The organism is Geobacillus sp. YF-1 (genome assembly GCF_052692335.1).
On the sequence record NZ_CP199850.1, the window covers coordinates 1,062,134 to 1,081,603 of the forward strand.

General features: G+C 55.5%; 18 protein-coding genes. All 18 read left to right on the top strand.

Translation table 11 applies throughout. From position 1 onward, the window contains the following. Positions 1-469 precede the first annotated feature (469 nt). The 18 genes from ACTVIM_RS05380 to ACTVIM_RS05465 all read left to right on the top strand — a co-directional run bounded on the left by ACTVIM_RS05380 (position 470) and on the right by ACTVIM_RS05465 (position 19,418). Positions 470-1,012, top strand: coding sequence for a YceD family protein (locus ACTVIM_RS05380; RefSeq protein WP_144973581.1), 543 nt, complete (start codon positions 470-472; stop codon positions 1,010-1,012). Positions 1,013-1,157: 145 nt separating this feature from the next. Continuing rightward, positions 1,158-1,331 carry a 50S ribosomal protein L32 gene (gene rpmF, locus ACTVIM_RS05385; protein ID WP_011230605.1) on the top strand — a complete coding sequence of 58 codons (174 nt, stop codon included), beginning with the start codon at positions 1,158-1,160 and terminating at the stop codon, positions 1,329-1,331. 146 nt (positions 1,332-1,477) lie between these two features. After that, positions 1,478-2,233: an enoyl-CoA hydratase/isomerase family protein gene (locus ACTVIM_RS05390; RefSeq protein WP_445613908.1), complete on the top strand. Its 756-nt coding sequence runs from the start codon at positions 1,478-1,480 to the stop codon at positions 2,231-2,233. A 73-nt stretch (positions 2,234-2,306) separates the two neighbouring features. Continuing rightward, on the top strand, positions 2,307-2,882 hold the full coding sequence (locus ACTVIM_RS05395; RefSeq protein ID WP_445613909.1) for an RsfA family transcriptional regulator: 576 nt from the start codon (positions 2,307-2,309) through the stop codon (positions 2,880-2,882). Between the two features lie 100 nt (positions 2,883-2,982). Next, positions 2,983-3,876, top strand: a complete 894-nt coding sequence (locus ACTVIM_RS05400; RefSeq protein ID WP_445613910.1) for a 2-dehydropantoate 2-reductase — start codon at positions 2,983-2,985, stop codon at positions 3,874-3,876. Next, positions 3,869-4,255, top strand: coding sequence for a DUF3397 domain-containing protein (locus ACTVIM_RS05405; RefSeq protein ID WP_033022194.1), 387 nt, complete (start codon positions 3,869-3,871; stop codon positions 4,253-4,255). Before ACTVIM_RS05400 ends, ACTVIM_RS05405 begins: the two co-directional genes overlap by 8 nt. Before the next feature lie 449 nt (positions 4,256-4,704). After that, positions 4,705-6,333 carry a bacillithiol biosynthesis cysteine-adding enzyme BshC gene (gene bshC / locus ACTVIM_RS05410; RefSeq protein ID WP_445613911.1) on the top strand — a complete coding sequence of 543 codons (1,629 nt, stop codon included), beginning with the start codon at positions 4,705-4,707 and terminating at the stop codon, positions 6,331-6,333. 278 nt (positions 6,334-6,611) lie between these two features. Next, complete coding sequence (gene rsmH, locus ACTVIM_RS05415; RefSeq protein ID WP_033022197.1) at positions 6,612-7,544, top strand: 16S rRNA (cytosine(1402)-N(4))-methyltransferase RsmH; 933 nt, start codon at positions 6,612-6,614, stop codon at positions 7,542-7,544. A 136-nt stretch (positions 7,545-7,680) separates the two neighbouring features. After that, positions 7,681-8,037 carry a cell division protein FtsL gene (ftsL, locus tag ACTVIM_RS05420; protein WP_445614311.1) on the top strand — a complete coding sequence of 119 codons (357 nt, stop codon included), beginning with the start codon at positions 7,681-7,683 and terminating at the stop codon, positions 8,035-8,037. Positions 8,038-8,043: 6 nt separating this feature from the next. Then, the gene (locus tag ACTVIM_RS05425) at positions 8,044-10,251 is read left to right on the top strand and encodes a penicillin-binding protein (protein ID WP_445613912.1); all 2,208 of its coding nucleotides are present in this window, start codon (positions 8,044-8,046) and stop codon (positions 10,249-10,251) included. Positions 10,252-10,323: 72 nt separating this feature from the next. Further along, entirely contained in the window at positions 10,324-12,243 is a 1,920-nt protein-coding gene (locus ACTVIM_RS05430; protein ID WP_445613914.1) for a stage V sporulation protein D, read from the top strand. A gap of 112 nt (positions 12,244-12,355) precedes the next feature. Further along, positions 12,356-13,825: a UDP-N-acetylmuramoyl-L-alanyl-D-glutamate--2,6-diaminopimelate ligase gene (locus tag ACTVIM_RS05435; protein WP_445614312.1), complete on the top strand. Its 1,470-nt coding sequence runs from the start codon at positions 12,356-12,358 to the stop codon at positions 13,823-13,825. Then, complete coding sequence (locus ACTVIM_RS05440; protein ID WP_033843481.1) at positions 13,822-14,277, top strand: hypothetical protein; 456 nt, start codon at positions 13,822-13,824, stop codon at positions 14,275-14,277. The genes ACTVIM_RS05435 and ACTVIM_RS05440 overlap by 4 nt, the downstream gene beginning before the upstream one ends. Beyond that, positions 14,262-15,236: a phospho-N-acetylmuramoyl-pentapeptide-transferase gene (gene mraY, locus ACTVIM_RS05445; protein WP_445613916.1), complete on the top strand. Its 975-nt coding sequence runs from the start codon at positions 14,262-14,264 to the stop codon at positions 15,234-15,236. The genes ACTVIM_RS05440 and mraY overlap by 16 nt, the downstream gene beginning before the upstream one ends. Further along, complete coding sequence (murD, locus tag ACTVIM_RS05450; RefSeq protein WP_445613917.1) at positions 15,237-16,592, top strand: UDP-N-acetylmuramoyl-L-alanine--D-glutamate ligase; 1,356 nt, start codon at positions 15,237-15,239, stop codon at positions 16,590-16,592. Positions 16,593-16,645: 53 nt separating this feature from the next. Beyond that, entirely contained in the window at positions 16,646-17,746 is a 1,101-nt protein-coding gene (gene spoVE / locus ACTVIM_RS05455; protein WP_033022209.1) for a stage V sporulation protein E, read from the top strand. 201 nt (positions 17,747-17,947) lie between these two features. Then, positions 17,948-18,733 (top strand): cell division protein DivIB, encoded by a 786-nt coding sequence (gene divIB, locus ACTVIM_RS05460; protein ID WP_033022211.1) that lies wholly within the window; start codon positions 17,948-17,950, stop codon positions 18,731-18,733. After that, complete coding sequence (locus tag ACTVIM_RS05465) at positions 18,714-19,418, top strand: DUF881 domain-containing protein (RefSeq protein WP_445613919.1); 705 nt, start codon at positions 18,714-18,716, stop codon at positions 19,416-19,418. The genes divIB and ACTVIM_RS05465 overlap by 20 nt, the downstream gene beginning before the upstream one ends. Positions 19,419-19,470 lie beyond the last annotated feature (52 nt).

Consider the following 19,470-nt stretch of genomic DNA (forward strand, 5'->3'; position numbering starts at 1 on the left):
CCGAACGTGTCCGGTCAGACCGCATCATGGGGTTCCATGCATTTAGTATAAAGCATGCAAGCGACTTCCAACGCCCGTCCTCCCCTTTCGCAAGAGGCGCTCCATGCATTTAGTATGAATCATGCAAGGGCATCGGTTCAACGGTTTTGTCCTTTTGCCTCCGTGGAAAAACAGCCGTTTTTTCGCCGGGCTTTTAGGGCGCATGGGGAGGGCGCCGTTTGGAAATGATGGAACTATGCGCCTCTGATTGGCGGACGTCAAGAAAGAGGAGGGAAGCGTCCCGGTTCCGCCGCCGATGTTCGTTGGCGAACGAAAAGGGCAGGATGGTCAAGAGGTGTCGAGCGGAGAGAGTTCGCGTCCGCTGTTGCCTTCGCTATCGGCTTTCAACACCGATGGTTGTAAAGAAAAAACATTGACAAAAATAGAAACGAAACGTATAATTTTATTCGTTGCCTTGAGGTGATAGTTGATGAAATGGACGGTCCAACAACTTCGCCGTTTCCAACATAAGGAAATGGTGATTGATGAGACGATCGATGTGTCTGATTTGAAACAAATCGACACATTGATTCGCGACATTTCGCCGGTGCGCGTCCAAGGGAAAGCGGATGTTGCTTCGACAAAGTTTACGTTTCATTTGACGCTGTCCGGGACGATGGTGCTGCCGTGCTCGCGGACGCTTGTTGATGTCCATTATCCGTTTTCCATTGAGACGACGGAGACGTTTTTTGCCGAGGGGGCCGGTTTGGCGGAAACGGATGACGATACCCATGTGTTGACCGGAGATACGGTGGACTTACATCCGATTATCCGTGAACTCATTTTACTGGAAATCCCATTGCAGCTCATCGCCGACAGCCCAGCGGCTGATGGAGCGCCGCAGCACGGAGAGGGCTGGGATGTCCTCACAGAGGACGAATGGGAGAAAGTCGTGCAAGAGCGCGAGGCCAACAAAGTGGATCCCCGCTTGGCGGGGCTGGCGAAATTTTTTGAGGAAAAACGGGAGAAATGATTAGGAGCGGCCTTGCCGGCTGAAGGCGCCGGAAGCGAGCGCTTCGGTCCGGCAGCTGCCTTGTTTGCCGGCAGGCGGTGTCCGGAAAGGGCGGCCGCCCGCTGGCATCGATATGCTGAATGCGCTCGACAAGGAGGTGGGAACGATGGCAGTACCTTTTCGAAGAACATCGAAAACGAGAAAACGGCTGCGCCGTACACACTTCAAGCTGCAAGTGCCGGGCATGGTGCAATGCCCAAACTGCGGTGAGTGGAAATTGGCGCACCGCGTCTGCAAAGCATGCGGAACGTACAAAGGAAGAGATGTCGTTAACAAATAATGGCCGACATCTGACGACAAGCTGTCCGATTATCGGACAGCTTTTTTTATTTCCGCCAAGCAGGAAATCGGTCGATGGCTGCCCAATTCATCAAGCGAAAAGGAAGAAAAGCAGCGAGGGATGCAAGCGAAAGGAGAGAAGCACCGATGGAAGCGAAAATGGAATATGAGGCTGGCGTTGGCCTGTTTACGATTTGCCGGCCGGAAAAGCGCAATGCCATCAACTTTGCGGTGATGGAGGCGTTGGAAGAAGCGATGAAACGGGCGGCGGCCGATGAACACGTCAAAGTGTTCGCCATAACGGGCGCCGGCGGCGAGGCGTTTTGCTCCGGCGGCGATTTACACGAGTTTGGGCATTTGCGTGGCGCGGAAGCAAAACAAATGCTTACGCGCATGGGGGAGCTGCTGTACAAGTTGTTGACGTTTCCGAAACCGACGGTCGCCCTCGTCAACGGAACGGCGATCGGCGGCGGCTGCGAGCTGGCGACCGCTTGCGATATCCGTTTGGTCAAGGAAGGGAGCCGGATTGGATTTGTGCAAGGGCGGCTTGGCATCACTACCGGCTGGGGAGGGGCGTCGATGTTGTTCGCCAAGCTTCCGTACGGACAGGCGCTCGATGTATTGCTGCGCGCGGAGCTGATGACGGCTGAGGAGATGAAAGCGCGCGGTTGGACAGATGCCATTGTGCCGGCCGAGTCGTGGCGCGAACAATGGCGTCAGCGGCTTGCGGTCTACACGGAGCGGCCGCTTGCTGTTTTACAGGCGTACAAAGCGACGGCCGGCGAAAAATGGCGAACGGCTTGGTTTCGTGAGCAGTTTTCCGCCGAGATCGACCGCTGTGCCGAACTGTGGGGATCTCGCGAACATGAACAGGCGCTGCGCGCTTTTTTGCACAAGAAGTAATTTTTCCTTCTACCGTTTCTAGTAGCCGCATACATATAATGACAAAGCGGTGATCAGGGGGAGGGGGAAGGAGATGACAGGCATCCGCCAAGACGCATGGACGAAGGAAGAAGATGAGCTGTTGGCCAGCGTCGTTCTTCAGTATATTCGCGAAGGCAACACCCAGCTGGAAGCGTTTGCTGAAGTGGGACGACGTTTGTCGCGGACGGCGGCGGCGTGCGGATTTCGGTGGAACTCGTGCGTCCGCAAGCAGTATAAAGAGGACATTGAACTGGCGAAGCAAGAGCGGAAAAGGCGAAAAAAAGAGGTGGCAGCGATCAAGGAAAGCGGGGGACGGGCGAAGGTGGAAGCGGAAGGGAAACAGCACTTGTCATGGCCGGACGTGCTGGCGTTTTTGCAGGCGGAGGAACAAAAGGCGCGCGAGGCCCGGCGGGCAGCGGACGAAAATCGGGCGCTGAAAAATGATATGGAGCAGCTCCAGCAAATGGTAACCAAGCTGCAAATGGAGAAAGAGGCGCTCGAAAAACAGTTGGCCGCTGTTCAAGAAGAGTACAAGACGTTGCTGGCGATTATGGAACGGGCGCGTCAAATGGTGGCCGATCATGAGAAGCCGGAGCCGAACGAGGCGGATGGCGCCGGTGAAAGCTGAAAAGCTGGCTGTTAGCCGGCTTTTTTTTCTTAACGGAACCAACAGATGTTTGCTACAATAAGGCTAACGTCATATGCCAAGAAAGCGGGGGAGAGGAAGCTTGAAAATCGGGATTGTCGGCGGTGGGGCGGTCGGTCTGCTGCTCGCGGCTTACCTTGGACGCCACCATGAAGTGACGATATACACAAGACGCTTGGCGCAGGCCAAACAGCTGGCTGAGCAAGGAGTGGCGCTCGAAAAAGACGGGGAAACGACAACGGTGGCGGTCAGGGCGCGGCCGTTTGCCGACGCGGAACTGGACGAGCCGCTCGTGTTCGTAGCGGTCAAACAGTATGACCTTGATGCCATCTGGGCACGAGCGGACGCGTTTCGCCGCGTGCGCACCCTCGTGTTCGTGCAAAACGGCATGGGCCATCTTGATTCGCTTCCGTTGTTGGCCGGCCAAACGATTCTGGCTGGCGTCGTTGAACACGGGGCGTGGAAACGGGATGATCGCACAGTCGTACATACAGGCGTCGGCAAGTTGACGTTGGCAGTCCGCTTCGGCTCGATTGGCGATGCTCGCGAACTTCAGAGCGACGATCCTCATTTTCCGATCGAGTGGGCCGATGATTGGAAGCGCATGCTTGTCGACAAGCTTGTCGTCAATGCGGTTATCAACCCGCTCACGGCGCTTTTGCAAGTGAACAACGGTGCGCTCCTGGAGGTGGCTCCGTATCGCGAAATGATGGTGCAGCTGTTTGATGAAGTGCGGCAGGCGCTGGCGCTTGCCGATGAGCAGCGGGCGTGGGAACGCATCGTTCACATCTGCCGAAAAACGGCGGACAACTATTCGTCGATGTATATGGATTTGGCGCATGGACGTCGAACGGAAATTGACGCCATTTTAGGCTATGTGCTTCAACAAGGTGAAGCGCGCGGGGTGGCGCTGCCGCTTATTCGCTTTTTGCTTTGCGCTATCAAAGGGAAGGAAGGGAGGGAGGAGGATGGATGAGTGGCTTGCTTCAGCGTTGGCAACGTTTATTACCGCGCCGCTTTTGTTGTTTTTGCTCGTCTACGTTGGCGCGCGCCTGTTTGGCCGGCGCAAGCGGTCATCGTTTTACGCCGCCGTCAACGCGGCAACGGTGTTTTTCATCGCCGCTGTTTATTTTTTGCTGGCGGTCGTGTTTCATCGGTCGTACCTCGTTCCCCTTCTTCTCTTTTTGTTCGTTTTGCATGGATTGATCGCGCTCGGCTATTGGCGGAAACAAGGGGACTTCCGCCTGCGCGCGGTGTTTCGCTTATTTTGGCGGGCGAGCTTTCTTATTTTTGCCTCTCTTTACGCGGGGCTAATGGTTTATGGCATTGTCGTGCGCATTGCGGCCAGCCTTTAAAAGAGGAAGGGGCGGCGCGCAGCTCGATCCGGATCTCCGGTGGCCGGCTAGCGAAGAGGCGGTTTCCGTCGTTCAGCGGGTTGGTGAAAAACTAGAATGGCGACGCAGGCGGATATAGACGTCTCTTTCCGTCTTCTAGGAGGACGGTGAAAAACGGTCGTTTCTCTTGAGCAATGGGGAAACGTTTGAAAGGCGCTCTTGACGCGACAAGGCTTATCTGTTTGAGAAACGGGCTTGATCAGCGGCTTGCTCCCTTAAATCACCAGCCTTCTAGTGGATTGGTGAAAAACCGCTGTTTGCCCTGATTGGCGATGGAACGGGTGAACGTCGCTGTTTCCCCCGATCGATCAGGAGATGCGCGACATCCGAACGGCTGAGCATGGCTTTTTTCTCTTGGCGCCAAACGTGCTATACTCAGGAAAGAATACATAGAAAGGGAGTTTTGGGCCATGGAAGTTCGCGATATTTCGCTGCCGGCAGCGACGAAGTTGGCCGCTGATTACATAACAGGTGCGTTTCCAGCTGAGCGGGGATTCGCCTATGCGCGGGTGGACGATGAGGCGTTCCGCCGGCGGTTGTCTTATTTGCAAGAAAAAACGTATGCTCGACGCCCGCTCGCCGATTATTTGCGCGCCTACCATCGCCGGCTTGGGGCGGGAGCCAAGACGATGGGCAACATTGAACGATTGAGCGACGAGCGGAGCGTTGTCGTCGTCGGCGGGCAGCAAGCCGGGCTGTTGACCGGTCCGCTTTATACGATTTATAAAATCATCACGATCATCCGTCTGGCCAAAGAGCAAGAGGAAAAACTAGGTGTGCCGGTCGTCCCGCTGTTTTGGATCGCCGGCGAAGACCACGATATCGCCGAGATCAATCACGTTTACGTGGTGGAAGGGGGAGAAGTGAAAAAAGCCGTTTATCCGCACAAGGTTAATGACAGGCGGATGGCGGCCGATCTCCCGCTTGATCGGCGGCTGGCCGAAGAGTGGGTGGAGCGCGTCGTCAAAACGTACGGGGAAACAGACGTCACGAATGAACTGCTCTCCTTCCTTTTTTCCTGTCTCGATGGGGCGGCTACGTTTGTCGACTTTTTTGCCGCCATCGTGCTGCGTTTGTTCGCCGATGAGGGACTGGTCGTTTTGAACGCCGGCGATGCCGCCGTGCGTCCGCTCGAACGCCGTTTTTTCGCCGAGCTTATCAACCGTCACCGGGACGTAACGTCCGCTGTGTTGGCTCAGCAAGAAGCGCTGCGCGCGCTCGGGTATGCGCCGCTCATTGAAATAGGGCCTGATGCGGCCAATTTGTTTTATTACGACGGCCATGAGCGCTCGCTGTTGCACTACGATGAACAAACCGGACGGTTTCGCACTAAAGCGGGGAATGTCGTCTGGACGAAGGAAGAGCTGCTCGTGCTCGCTGAAACGAAGCCGGCCTGTTTCAGCAACAACGTCGTCACCCGCCCGCTCATGCAAGAATATTTGTTGCCGACGCTCGCGTTTGTCGCCGGGCCCGGCGAGATCGCTTATTGGGCGGAATTGAAGGAGGCGTTTCCGCTGTTCGGGATGGAAATGCCGCCGGTTGTGCCCCGGCTGCAAGCGACGATCGTCAGCCGTTCGCTGCAAACGGACTTGGCCGATCTCGGCTTGGAAGCGGCTGACGTATTGCGCGGGCAGCTTGATGTGGTGAAGCAACAGTGGTTGAAACAAACGGCGGAAGCCCCGCTTTCGAGCGCGTTTGCCAAAGCGAAAGCGGAAGTGGAGGCGGCGCATCGGCCGTTGCGGGAGCTCGGGATGGCCATTGATCGCGGATTGGAGGGATTGATGGCGAAAAATGCCGCCATCATCCAGGCGCAAATCGAGTTTCTTCAACAGGCGCTAGAGCGGGCGCTTTTGCGTAAACACGAAACCCAATGGCGGAAATTTTGGCGCGTGGAAACGGCGCTTCGGCCGCACGGCGCGCCGCAGGAGCGGATTTGGAACGTGTTTTACTATGTGAACCGTTACGGATTTGATTTTGTAGAAAAACTTTTGTCCATTCCTGCTCCGGAAAACGGAATGCATAAAATTGTATATATATAAGGCTTTTTCAAAGAAAAAGTCGAAAAGAAAAATCCTGTTTCAAGCAGGATTTTTTTTTTGTAAAAGGAATTGTAAAAAAACAACGTTTGTGTTTTGGAAATAAAAGTAAAGTTTATCAGAACGGATAGCGCACTGCTCGTTTCGCCATCCGACAAAAAGAAACAAAAAGGGACGGTTTTTTACAAAAAAAGCTAAAATTTTGCTTCTGTTTGCGATATAATAAGGGAGCGGCCCTTGGTGACGCCAAGGAGCCGGCAAGCAGCAAAGGTGGTGGACATGTGTTTCGACATACAACAGTGTTGCTGAAAGAGGCGGTGGATGGGCTGAACGTTCGCCCGGACGGCGTTTATGTCGATTGTACGTTGGGCGGCGGCGGCCATAGCGAATATTTGCTCTCTCTTCTTTCAGAACGCGGCAAACTGTTTGCGTTTGACCAAGACGAAGCCGCCATTGCTCATGCGCGGAAACGGCTGGCCCGCTACGGCGAGCGAGTGCAGTTCGTGCACCGCAATTTCCGATTTTTGCGGGAAGAGCTTTCAGCGTTTGGCGTTCACTGTGTTGACGGCGTCCTTTTTGATTTAGGGGTTTCTTCGCCGCAGCTCGACGAACCGGAGCGCGGCTTCAGCTATCAGCATGATGCGCCGCTGGATATGCGGATGGATCGTACGCAGTCGCTGACGGCGGCGGAAATTGTCAATCGTTGGCCATATGAGGAACTCGTGCGCATTTTTTTTCGCTACGGCGAGGAAAAGTTTTCAAAGCAAGTCGCGCGCAAAATTGAAGAGGTGCGCCGCCAAAAGCCGATTGAAACAACCGGTGAACTCGTCGAGGTGATCAAGGCGGCCATCCCAGCACCGGCGCGCCGCAGCGGCGGGCATCCCGCCAAGCGCATTTTCCAGGCGCTTCGCATCGCGGTCAACGATGAACTCGAAGCGTTTCGCGAGGCGCTCGAGCAGGCGATTGAATTGCTAGCGCCGGGCGGCCGCGTGAGCGTCATTACGTTTCATTCCCTTGAAGACCGCATTTGCAAAGAAACGTTCAAAAAGGCGAGCGAGCGTCCGCCGCTTCCCCCGGGGCTTCCGGTTCTTCCCGAGGAAGGGCGGCCCGTGCTGAAAATCATTACGAAAAAGCCGATCGTTCCTTCGGAAAACGAGTTGGAGCAAAACCATCGCGCCCGCTCGGCCAAGCTTCGCATCGCTGAAAAACGATGACCGATGCAAAGGCGCAGCGCCCAGTAGGGCAACGGCCGGCAAGGGCAAAAGAAGGGACATCACATCGAACGGCCATGACCGCATGGCGGTTGGCCATACCGAACAAAACGAGTGGAGAAACAGGAGGGGAACAATGGTGAACGATGCAGCTGTCAAAGTCGTGCGTGAACAAGGACGTCCGGCCGCGTCGCCGAGCCGGGCGCCGCAGCGGAAGCGGCGCTTTCGCCTGTCGCTTGCTGAAAAGCTGTTGTTTGTTTCGTTTTGCTTGTTTGTCGTTTATGCGGCTGTTCACATCGTGGCCAACCAAGTGCGCCTTTATGAGCTGAACCGGCATGTCCAGCAGCTTGAAGCGACGATTGGCGAGCAGAAAAAAGCGAACAACGACTTGTACGTCGAGGTGCAGCGGCTGAGCGCGTACGAGCGCATTTTGCAAAAGGCGAAAGAGCTCGGTTTGTCGCTTGACGAAAACCGCGTGAAAGTTGTGCAGGAATGATGGCCGATGGAAACAAAGAAGCATCGCAACACCCATCGGGGGGCATGGCTGTTGTTTTGCCTGTTCGGCTTGGCTTTCTCGCTCTTGTTTGCCCGCTTTATCCAGCTCGGATGGACCGGAAAAGCGGAAGGGCACCCGGTGGCGGAAATCGCCGAACAGCAGCGCAAGCAAACGCGGACGCTTGAGGCGAAGCGCGGCACGATTTTCGACCACAACGGCGGCATTTTGGCCCAAGACGTGCCTTCCTACACGCTTGTCGCGGTGTTGGATCCGAACATGACGACCGACCCGAACCATCCGCGCCATGTCGTTGATCCGGAAAAAACGGCGAAAAAGCTCGCTCCGTTGCTCGGCATGGACGTCGAAAAGATGGAGCGCATTTTAACGAAAAAGGCGAAGCAGGTAGAGTTCGGATCGTATGGCCGCAACATCAGCTTTGAGCTGAAGCGGAAAATTGAAGCGCTCGACCTGCCGGGCATCGCTTTCATCCGCGATACGACCCGGTTTTATCCGAACGGCACGTTCGCTTCGTATGTGGTCGGCTACGCGCAAAAAAACGAGCATAACGAAACGGTCGGCCAAATGGGCATCGAAAAACAGCTTGACCGCTATTTGCGCGAAAAAGACGGCTATGTATCTTTCGACGGCGATGCGAACGGGTTTCGCCTTCCGGGGGGAAAGGAGCATATCGTCAAGCCGAACAACGGCGCGAATGTGTATTTGACGATCGATGAAAAAATTCAAACGTTTTTGGAAGACGCCATGAACGGCGTTGAAAAACAATATAGGCCGAAAAAGATGATCGCCATTGTCGCCGATCCGAAAACGGGGAAAATTTTGGCTATGGCGACTCGCCCGAGCTTTGACCCTAACAAGCGCAACATCACCAACTTTTTCAATGACGCCATCTCCTATCCGTACGAACCGGGCTCGACGATGAAAGTGTTCACGCTCGCCGCAGCGATTAACGAAGGGGTGTACAACGGCAATGAAACGTACCGCTCGGGCTCTTACAAAGTCGGGCCGAATACGATCCGCGACCATAACGATGTCGGTTGGGGAACGATTACGTTCAATGAAGGAGTGCAGCGCTCCTCGAACGTCGCTTTCTCGATTTTGGTGAAAGAGAAGCTGGGAGAAGACCGGTTTTTGCAATACTTGCACCGCTTCCATTTCGATCAGAAAACCGGCATTGACTTGCCGAACGAGGCGGTCGGACAAATTCGCTACCGCTATCCGATCGAACGGATCACGACGGGATTCGGCCAAGGGACATCGGTGACGCCGATTCAGCAAATCCAGGCGGCAACAGCGATCGCGAACGATGGGAAAATGATGAAGCCGTACGTCATTGAAAAAGTCGTCGATCCGGACAGCGGCAAAGTCCTCCTTGATCATGAGCCGACGGTGGTCGGCGAACCGATCACGGCGGAAACGGCGCGAAAAGTGCGGGACATTTTAGAGACGGTCGTCACGTCGGAACACGGCACCGGCCGTCCTTATCAAATCGAAGGCTACCGCGTCGCCGGCAAAACCGGGACGGCGCAAATTCCGTCCGCCGCCGGCGGCTATTTGACCGGACGGGAAAACTACATTTTTTCCTTTTTAGGCATGGCACCGGCCGATGACCCGAAGCTGCTCATGTATGTCGCCGTTCAACAGCCGCACCTCGATGTGACCGAAACCGGGGCGGCGCCGGTGTCGCAAATTTTTACAACGGTGATGAAAAGCAGCCTGCAATATTTGCACATTCAACCGGTCGAAGAGAAGCGCACCGAAGAAAAGGCGGCGCAGCGGCCGCTCGATTCCTTCATCGGCCAGCCGGCGGAACTGGCCGCCAAACAGGTGAAAGAAAGCGGCTATGTCCCGGTCGTGATCGGTCGCGGCCGCTCCGTTGAAGACCAGCTGCCACAAGCCGGCGAGGACGTGCTCGTGGGCGAGCGAGTCGTGCTCAAGACGGATGGGACCGCCGCGATGCCGGATTTGCGTGGCTTTTCGCTTCGCAACGCTATGAAAGTGGCCCGCGTTCTCGGATTGCGGCCAAGCACCAAAGGAAGCGGCTACGTCATCAGCCAAAATATTCGCCCGGGGGCGGAAGTGCGCAAAGGAGATTACTTGATCGTCGAGCTCGCTCCGCCGCGCCAGTGGGAGGAAGCGGCGGCGAGAAAGGCGAAGGAGGCAGCGGAACGAAAAGACGACGGCCCGCATGAATGATTTTTTGCCGTTCTACAACGGGGCGTACAAGCATATAGTGGAACGAGCCCACGATAAAGGAGGTTCCGCCATATGCGCGTATCGTACGTGACCGTGCGCAAGCGGTTGACGATCGTCTTTTTGATCGGAATTTTGATTTTTGCGATTATCGATCTTCGTCTTGGCTACGTCCAATTTTGGCTCGGCGATCTGCTAGCGGAACGGGCGAAAGGGCTGTGGGGCAGGAACATTCCGTTTGAGCCGAAACGCGGCGAAATTTTGGATCGCAATGGCGTCCCGTTGGCGACCAACATGAGCGCGCCGACGGTGTATGTCATTCCCCGACAAGTGAAAAACCCAGCGCAGGCAGCGGAAAAATTGGCGCAGGCATTGGGAGGCTCCGTCGAATCGATCTATAAACAAATCACGCAACCAACATCGATCGTCCGTCTCAAAGAGGGGCGGAAAATTTCCGATGAAAAGGCGGCGGATGTGCGCGCACTCGATCTCGACGGCGTGTATATTGCCGAAGACACGAAGCGCTATTACCCGTTTGGCAGCTATTTGTCACATGTGCTCGGCTTCACCGGCATCGACAATCAAGGGCTCACCGGGCTTGAGCTGTATTATGATAAGGAGCTGAGCGGCGAGCGCGGATCGGTGCAGTTTTACTCCGATGCCAAAGGCCGGCGCATGCCCGACATGGCGGATGATTATACGCCGCCGACCGACGGCTTGAATTTGGTGTTGACGATCGATTCGCGCATTCAGACGATCGTCGAACGGGAGCTCGATATTGCGGAGGCGAAATACAATCCCGATGGCATCATTGCTATTGCCATGAACCCGAACACCGGCGAAATTTTGGCGATGGCGAGCCGCCCGACTTTCGACCCGTCCAACTACCGCAACGTTCCGCCGGAAATTTATAACCGCAACTTGCCGATTTGGAGTACATATGAACCGGGATCCACGTTCAAAATCATTACGCTGGCCGCGGCGCTGGAAGAGCACAAAGTGAACTTGCTGAAAGACCATTTCTTTGATCCGGGGTATGCGAAAGTCGCCGGCGCTACGCTCCGTTGTTGGAAAAAAGGCGGCCACGGGGAGCAGACGTTTTTGGAAGTCGTGCAAAATTCGTGCAACCCAGGATTTGTCGAGTTGGGGGAACGGTTAGGGAAAGAGACGTTGTTTAAGTATATTAAGCAATTCGGGTTTGGCGAGAAAACCGGCATTGATTTGCAAGGGGAAGGAACGGGCATTTTATTTGATTTAAAACGAGTCGGGCCGGTGGAGCTGGCGACGACGGCGTTCGGCCAAGGGGTGTCGGTGACGCCGATTCAGCAGGTGGCCGCTGTATCGGCGGCGATCAACGGCGGCATTTTGTACACGCCATACGTCGCCAAGCAATGGGTTGACCCGGAGACGGGAGAAATCGTGCGCCGCAATACCCCGAAGGCGAAACGGCGCGTCATTTCCGAGGAAACATCCAAACAAGTTCGGTACGCGCTTGAGAGCGTCGTCGCGCAAGGAACAGGGAAAAAGGCGTATGTCGAAGGCTACCGCGTCGGCGGAAAAACCGGAACGGCGCAGAAGGCGCAAGGCGGCCGCTATTTGCAAAACAATCATATCGTATCGTTCATCGGCTTTGCTCCGGCGGACGATCCGCAGCTCGTCGTCTACGTGGCGGTTGACAATCCGAAAGGGACCGTTCAGTTCGGCGGCACGGTGGCGGCGCCGATCGTAGGGAAAATCATGGAAGATAGCTTGCGCACGATCGGAGTGAAGCCGCGTCCGAATCAATTGGAAAAAGAGCGTGATTGGAACGAGCCGAAAGTGATTGAAGTGCCGAACTTGATCGGGTTGACAAAAAAAGATTTGCAAGAACAGCTTTTTGACTTAAAATTAGATGTTAGTGGCGAAGGGGATGTCGTGGTCGAACAATCTCCAGAGCCGGGAGCGAGAGTAAAAGAAGGCTCGACCATCCGCATTTATTTCGCAAAAGAACGGTAAAGGGATCGGACAAGGGGCGGCCGATGCGATGACACGTCGGGTTGGCTGTGCCCCTTTTTCCGCTGTCCGCATCGTTCGGCAGACGATTTCGAAAGGAAAGGAATGGGCCAACATGAAGCTGCTGACATTATTGTCCCGTTTGCCTAGTTTTTGGACGCATTGCGGGGGAAACCCGGATATCGTTGCGCTCGAAATGGATTCGCGCCGCGTCCAGCCTGGCTCTCTCTTTTTTTGCCTGAAGGGATTTACGGTTGACGGCCACGATTTTGCCGCTGAGGCGGCGGCGCGCGGCGCGGCGGCTATGGTCGCTGAGCGGCCGCTTCCGGTTGACGTTCCGGTCGTGGTCGTGCCGGATAGCCGGCGGGCGATGGCCATATTGGCGGATGCGTTTTATGGGCAGCCGACCCATCGCCTTCATTTGGTGGGCGTGACGGGCACAAACGGCAAAACGACGACGACTTCGATCATTGAACAGATTGCCAGATACAACGGCAAAAAGACGGGGCTGATCGGCACGGTGCAGATCAAAATCGACGACCGCTCTTATCCGTCGGTGAATACGACGCCGGAGTCGCTTATGCTGCAGCGCACGTTCAAACAAATGGTGGATGAAGGGGTCGAGTTCGCCGCGATGGAAGTATCGTCCCACGCGCTGCACCAAGGACGGGTGCACGGCTGCGACTATGATGTGGCCGTCTTTACGAATTTGACGCAAGACCATCTCGATTATCATGGGACGATGGAAGAGTATCGAAATGCCAAAGGGCTGTTGTTTGCCCAGCTCGGCAACCGCTATGACGAACAGCGCCCCAAATTTGCCGTTTTGAATCATGACGATCCGGTTTCGCAATATTATAAACATATGACGGCAGCGCCGATCATCACTTACGGGATAAACGAAAAAAGCGATGTGACGGCGGAAGACATTCGCATGACCCCAAGCGGAATGGCGTTTCGGCTTTGCACGCCGCATGGGGCGGCCGCGGTCGAAACGAAGCTCGTCGGGGCGTTCAATGTATATAATATTCTTGCCGCCGCTTCCGCTTGCCTCGCTTCCGGTTTTCCGCTGGAAGCGATCGCCGCTGCGCTCGCTGCTGTCGAGCCGGTACCGGGACGCTTTGAAACAGTTGATGAAGGGCAACCCTTTACGGTCATCGTCGATTACGCCCATACGCCGGACAGTCTAGAAAACGCCTTGAAAACGGTGCGCCAGTTTGCGAAGCGGAACGTCTATGTCGTCATCGGCTGCGGCGGTGATCGCGACCGGTCGAAGCGGCCGCTGATGGCGCGGGCGGCGGTGCAATTCGCCGATCTGGCCATTTTCACTTCCGACAATCCGCGTTCGGAAGACCCGAAGCAAATTTTGCGCGATATGGAAGCGGGAGTCGAGCCTAGCATGGGAGCGTATGTGACGATCCCCGACCGGAAAGAGGCGATTCGCTATGCGGTGCACAACGCCCAGGAAGGGGACGTTGTCCTGATCGCCGGCAAAGGGCATGAAACGTACCAAATCATCGGCGATGACGTGATTGAGTTTGACGATCGCGCCGTCGCCCGAATGGCGCTGAAGGAGAGAGGATGACGATGATCGCGTATACGATGGTGAAATCGGTGGCAACGGAGGCGCGCGGAATTGTCGATGAAACGATTCGCTTCCATGCCGTATTTGTCGATCCGACAAGACAAGTGAAAAAAGGATTGTTTGTGCCGCTCGAAAACGGGGCGGAAACGTTGAAACTGGCGATTGAACATGGCGCGATCGGCGCGTTTTGGCGGCTTGGCGACCCGCTGCCGCGCTACATTCCGAACCAGTTTCCGCTCTTTTTCGTCCCATCGCCGCTGGAAGCGGCGGCCGCCCTGTTTGCGCGCTATGTGGAGCAGTCCGGCGCCGCCGGGGAAGCGGAGTTTTTCTTCACCCTTCCCGATGGCGCCTCAGTGGATGAGGACGTTCGCCGCCGGCTCGCCGACTTGCAGAAGCGGTGGCTGAACGTGCGGCCGGCTAAAGGATGTGAAGACGTATGCGAGAGCCAATGATCATCATGGCCATGGCGGTTTCCTTTTTCGTCACCGTCATTTTGTCGCCGCTCGTAATCCCGTTTTTGCGCCGGTTGAAGTTTGGACAAAGCATTCGCGAAGAAGGGCCGAAGTCGCATCAAAAAAAATCAGGTACCCCAACGATGGGGGGAATCATGATTTTGGCGGCGATTGCGGTGACGACCGTATGGGTGGCGCCCCATTTCACCTCCGTATCCACAGGGACGTACTTATTGTTGTTCGTCACCATCGGCTATGGGGCGCTCGGTTTGCTCGATGATTTGATCAAAGTGGTGATGAAGCGGAACCTTGGCTTGACGAGCTGGCAAAAATTTATCGGCCAGCTCGTCATTGCGGCGGTCTTTTTTGCCGTTTACCGTCAAAGCGGATTTTCCACCGCGCTACATATTCCTGGCACCGATCGGTCGGTCGAGCTAGGTGTGGCTTATGGGGTGCTGCTGTTGTTCATGCTTGTCGGCAGCTCCAACGCCGTCAATTTGACGGACGGGCTTGACGGACTGCTCGCAGGGACGGCGGCGATCGCTTTCGGGGCTTACGCGGTGCTGGCTTGGAATCAGGGGCAGTACGACATCGCTGTCTTTTGCGTGGCCGTTGTCGGGGCGGTGCTCGGCTTTTTGGTGTTTAATGCCCATCCCGCGAAAGTGTTCATGGGCGATACCGGTTCGCTGGCGCTTGGCGGCGCGATTGCGGCCGTTGCCGCTTTGACGAAACTGGAGCTATTGCTTGTCGTCATCGGCGGGGTGTTTGTCATTGAGACGCTGTCGGTCATCATTCAAGTCGCTTCGTTCAAAATGACCGGCAAGCGCGTGTTCCGCATGAGCCCGCTTCATCACCATTATGAGCTTGTCGGTTGGTCGGAATGGCGCATTGTCGTCACATTTTGGACGGTCGGGCTGTTATTCGCCATGTTAGGAATTTATATCGAGGTGTGGATGTAATTGAAACCGACTCTGTCTTATCAACATCGTCGTGTGCTGGTCATTGGATTAGCGAAAAGCGGAGTGGCGGCGGCGCGGCTGCTTGTGGAGCTGGGCGCCGATGTGGTTGTCAATGACCAAAAGTCGCTTTCCGAAAATGCCGAGGCTCAAAAGTTGAAAGAGCTTGGCGTCCGCGTCGTTTGCGGCGGACACCCGCTCGAGCTGCTCGATGAGCCGTTTGATCTTGTCGTGAAAAACCCGGGCATTCCGTATACGAACCCGATGGTGAAACGGGCGCTGGAAAAAGGGCTGCCGGTTGTCACCGAAGTGGAGCTTGCCTACCACATTTCCGAAGGGCCGTTTATCGGCATCACCGGCTCGAACGGAAAAACGACGACGACGACGCTCATTTATGAAATGTTAAAAGCGGACGGAAAAGATCCGCTGCTTGCTGGCAACATCGGCCTTGTCGCCTGTGAAGTGGCGAGAGAGGCAAAGCCGGGACAATGGCTCGTCACCGAGCTGTCTTCGTTTCAGCTCGCCGGCATTGATCAGTTCCGGCCGGCCATTGCGGTATTGCTCAACATTTTTGACGCGCATTTGGATTATCATGGAACGAAAGAGGCGTACGTGGCGGCGAAGGCCAACATTTTCCGCAACCAGACGGAGCGCGATTACGCCGTCGTCAATGCCGATGATCCGATTGTGATGGCCGCCGCTTCGTCGATTCGGGCGCAAAAAGTGCTGTTTTCGGCGACGAAACCTCTCGGCGAAGGAGCGTACGTTCAAGACGGCGCCGTCTATTGGAATGGCGAGCCTGTCATTCCAATCGCCGACATCGTCCTTCCAGGTCAGCACAATTTGGAGAATATCACCGCGGCGGTGGCGGCCGCCAAGTTGGCTGGCGCCAGCCATGAGGCGATCCGCCGGGTGCTGGCGACGTTTTCCGGCGTCAAACACCGCCTTCAGTATGTGGCCGAAGTCGCCGGCCGACGGTTTTACAACGACTCGAAGGCGACGAACATCTTGGCGATGCAAAAGGCGCTCTCGGCGTTCGCTGGCGAGCCGGTCGTTTTGCTCGCTGGCGGGCTTGACCGCGGCAATGAGTTTGATGATCTTCTTCCGTATTTGCAACGGGTGAAGGCCGTTGTACTGTTCGGCCAGACGGCGGCCAAAATCGGTCGCATCGCCCAACAAGCGGGAATAGAAACGATCCGATATGTCGATAATGTGGAAAAAGCCGTCCCGGTTGCTTTCGAGCTTTCCGAACCGGGCGACGTCATTTTGCTCTCTCCGGCCTGCGCCAGCTGGGATCAATACAAAACTTTCGAGGAGAGAGGGGACATTTTTATCAACGCCGTGCATAAGTTGAAATAGAGGGAAAGGGACAGCCCTTTCCCTCTAGTTTACAAAAATAGAGGTGTTGGGCATTGCCGCGGAAAAGGTCTGCGCCGGATATTTTGCTCATTCTTTTAACGTTTTCGCTTCTGGCCATCGGGCTGATCATGGTGTACAGCGCGAGCGCCATTTGGGCGGAATACAAGTTCAATGATTCGTTTTTCTTTGCCAAGCGCCAGCTGTTGTTCGCAGGTATTGGCGTCATCGCGATGTTTTTTGTCATGAACATCGATTATTGGGTATGGCGCGACTGGTCGAAAGTGCTGCTTGGCGTTTGTTTTGTGCTGCTCGTTTTGGTGCTCATTCCCGGCATCGGCATGGTGCGCAACGGATCGCGCAGCTGGATCGGCGTCGGGGCGTTTTCCATTCAGCCGTCTGAGTTTACGAAGCTCGCCATGATCGCCTTTTTGGCCAAATATTTATCGGAAAACCAAAAAAAGATTCCTTCGTTCAAACAGGGACTGCTGCCGGCGCTGTTGCTCGTGTTTGCCGCGTTCGGCATGATTATGCTGCAGCCGGACTTGGGGACGGGAACGGTCATGGTCGGCACTTGTGTGACGATGATTTTCGTCGCCGGCGCCCGCCTCAGCCATTTTGCCGGGCTCGGCATCTTGGGGCTCGCCGGGTTTGCCGCCCTTATTTTATCCGCGCCGTATCGGATCAAACGAATTACGTCCTTTTTAAACCCGTGGGAGGACCCGCTCGGAAGCGGGTTTCAGATCATTCAGTCGCTGTATGCCATCGGGCCGGGCGGTTTGTTTGGTCTCGGGCTCGGGCAAAGCCGGCAAAAGTTTTTTTACTTGCCGGAGCCGCAAACGGATTTTATTTTCGCCATTTTGGCCGAGGAGCTCGGCTTTATCGGCGGCTCGCTCGTCCTATTGCTTTTTGCCCTTCTCCTCTGGCGCGGGGTGCGCATCGCTCTTGGTGCACCCGATTTGTACGGCAGCTTTTTGGCGCTTGGCATCGTTTCGATGATCGCCATTCAAGTGATGATCAACATTGGCGTTGTGACCGGATTAATGCCCGTCACCGGCATCACCCTTCCGTTTTTGAGCTACGGCGGATCATCGCTGACGCTCATGCTTATGGCCATCGGCGTGCTGCTGAACATCAGCCGGCATGCCCGCTATTAGGCAGGCGGCGAAGATCCGCCGCCTTTTTTGTTCGCCCGCGCGTCGAACAGTGCCGGCAAATGCGGCAAAAACAGGCTCTCGCTCGCTTTTTGTTTGTGATATAATGAAAACAAATGCAAAAAAACGGCATCGGCCTCATGGGGTGGGCCAACAGACCAACGGCGGAAAGCAGGGCGTTGGAGAAAGAAAGCGGGGAATGCGATGGAAAAAGGAAAGGTCGTCGTCCTAGAGGATCGCGTGCCAAAGTTGAAAGAGCGGCGTCGTCAAAAAGCGAACCGCCGGCTGATTGCGTATTTGTTCTTCTTTTTTCTGGCCATCTTGTGCGTTCTTTATTTCCAATCGCCGTTTAGCGCGGTCAGGCACATTGAAGTGAGCGGCAACCGCCATTTGTCAGATGAGCGCATCATCAGCCTAAGCGGTGTGACGAAGCGGACAAGCTTTTGGAAAGTGAAGGAACAACAGGTGGAAGCGAACATCGCCCGCCATCCGGAAGTGAAAGAGGTAACGGTCAAAAAGCGGCTGCCGCATACGCTTGTCATTCATGTCCGCGAATGGCGGCGGATCGCCTATGTATACGATCAGCAAACGTTTTTCCCCCTGCTCGAAAACGGGCGGCTGCTGAAGAAGGAAGGCGTCAAAACGGCGCCGACCGATGCGCCTGTTTTGGTCGGCTGGAAAAACGGCGACGCCATTGCCGAGATGACGGGACAACTGGCCGAACTGCCGGCCGCCGTGCTTGGCGCCATGTCGGAAATTCATTACAAGCCGACGAAGGAGTATGAAGACCGCGTCATCGTCTATATGAACGATGGCTATGAGGTGAGCGCGACGATTCGGCGCTTTGCCGACAAGCTGGCGCATTATCCAGCGATTGTCGCCGCGCTGGACCGAAATGTCAAAGGAGTTATTCATTTGGAAGTCGGCAGCTACTTTGTTCCTTACGATCCGCCGAAAAAGGAGGATGACGATGAAGCGCCAAGCTCGTAGCCGCATCCTTCTGACGATCATTTGCTTTATTTTCGGTGCCATGCTCGGGTTTTCGTATCAGCACGCCAGCAAAGAAGCGTCCCGCCGCGGATGGAAGGACGGCGAGTGGAGCAAAGAGTATGAATATCGTTCGGCGCTTCTTTCTTTGCAAAAGGAAAACCGATCGCTCAAGCAACAGCTTGTTCAAAAACAAGAGGAGCTGGCCGCATGGGAGAAAAAGCTTTCCAAGAAGCAGGAAAGCGAAGCCGGGTTGGCAGAGGAAGCGAAACAGCTGCGCATGTATATCGGAAAAGCGAGGGTGAAAGGGAAAGGCGTTGCAGTCACGCTTTCCGATTCCTCTTATATCCCCTCTGAAGCGAGCGCTACCGATTACATCGTTCACGAACAGCACGTCTGGAGCGTCGTTCATGAGCTGCTCATCTCCGGTGCTGAAGCCGTTGCCATTAACGGGCAGCGCATTTCCCATCGTTCGTACATCGTTTGCAACGGTCCCGTCATTGAAGTGGATGGGACGCCGCATGCGGCCCCGTTTGTCATTTCGGCGATCGGCAATCCGGATGTGCTCGCCTCCGCGCTCGGACTCCCTGGCGGCGTTGTCGATCAGCTCGTTGAAGACCATGTCGATGTGAAAGTGGAAAAGCAAGAGGCGATCGTTCTTGATCCGATTTTTGCGCCCAAGCCATAAGGAAGGGTGGTGAAGCGCATTGCACCCAAAAAGACAGCTGTATTTTGCCGGA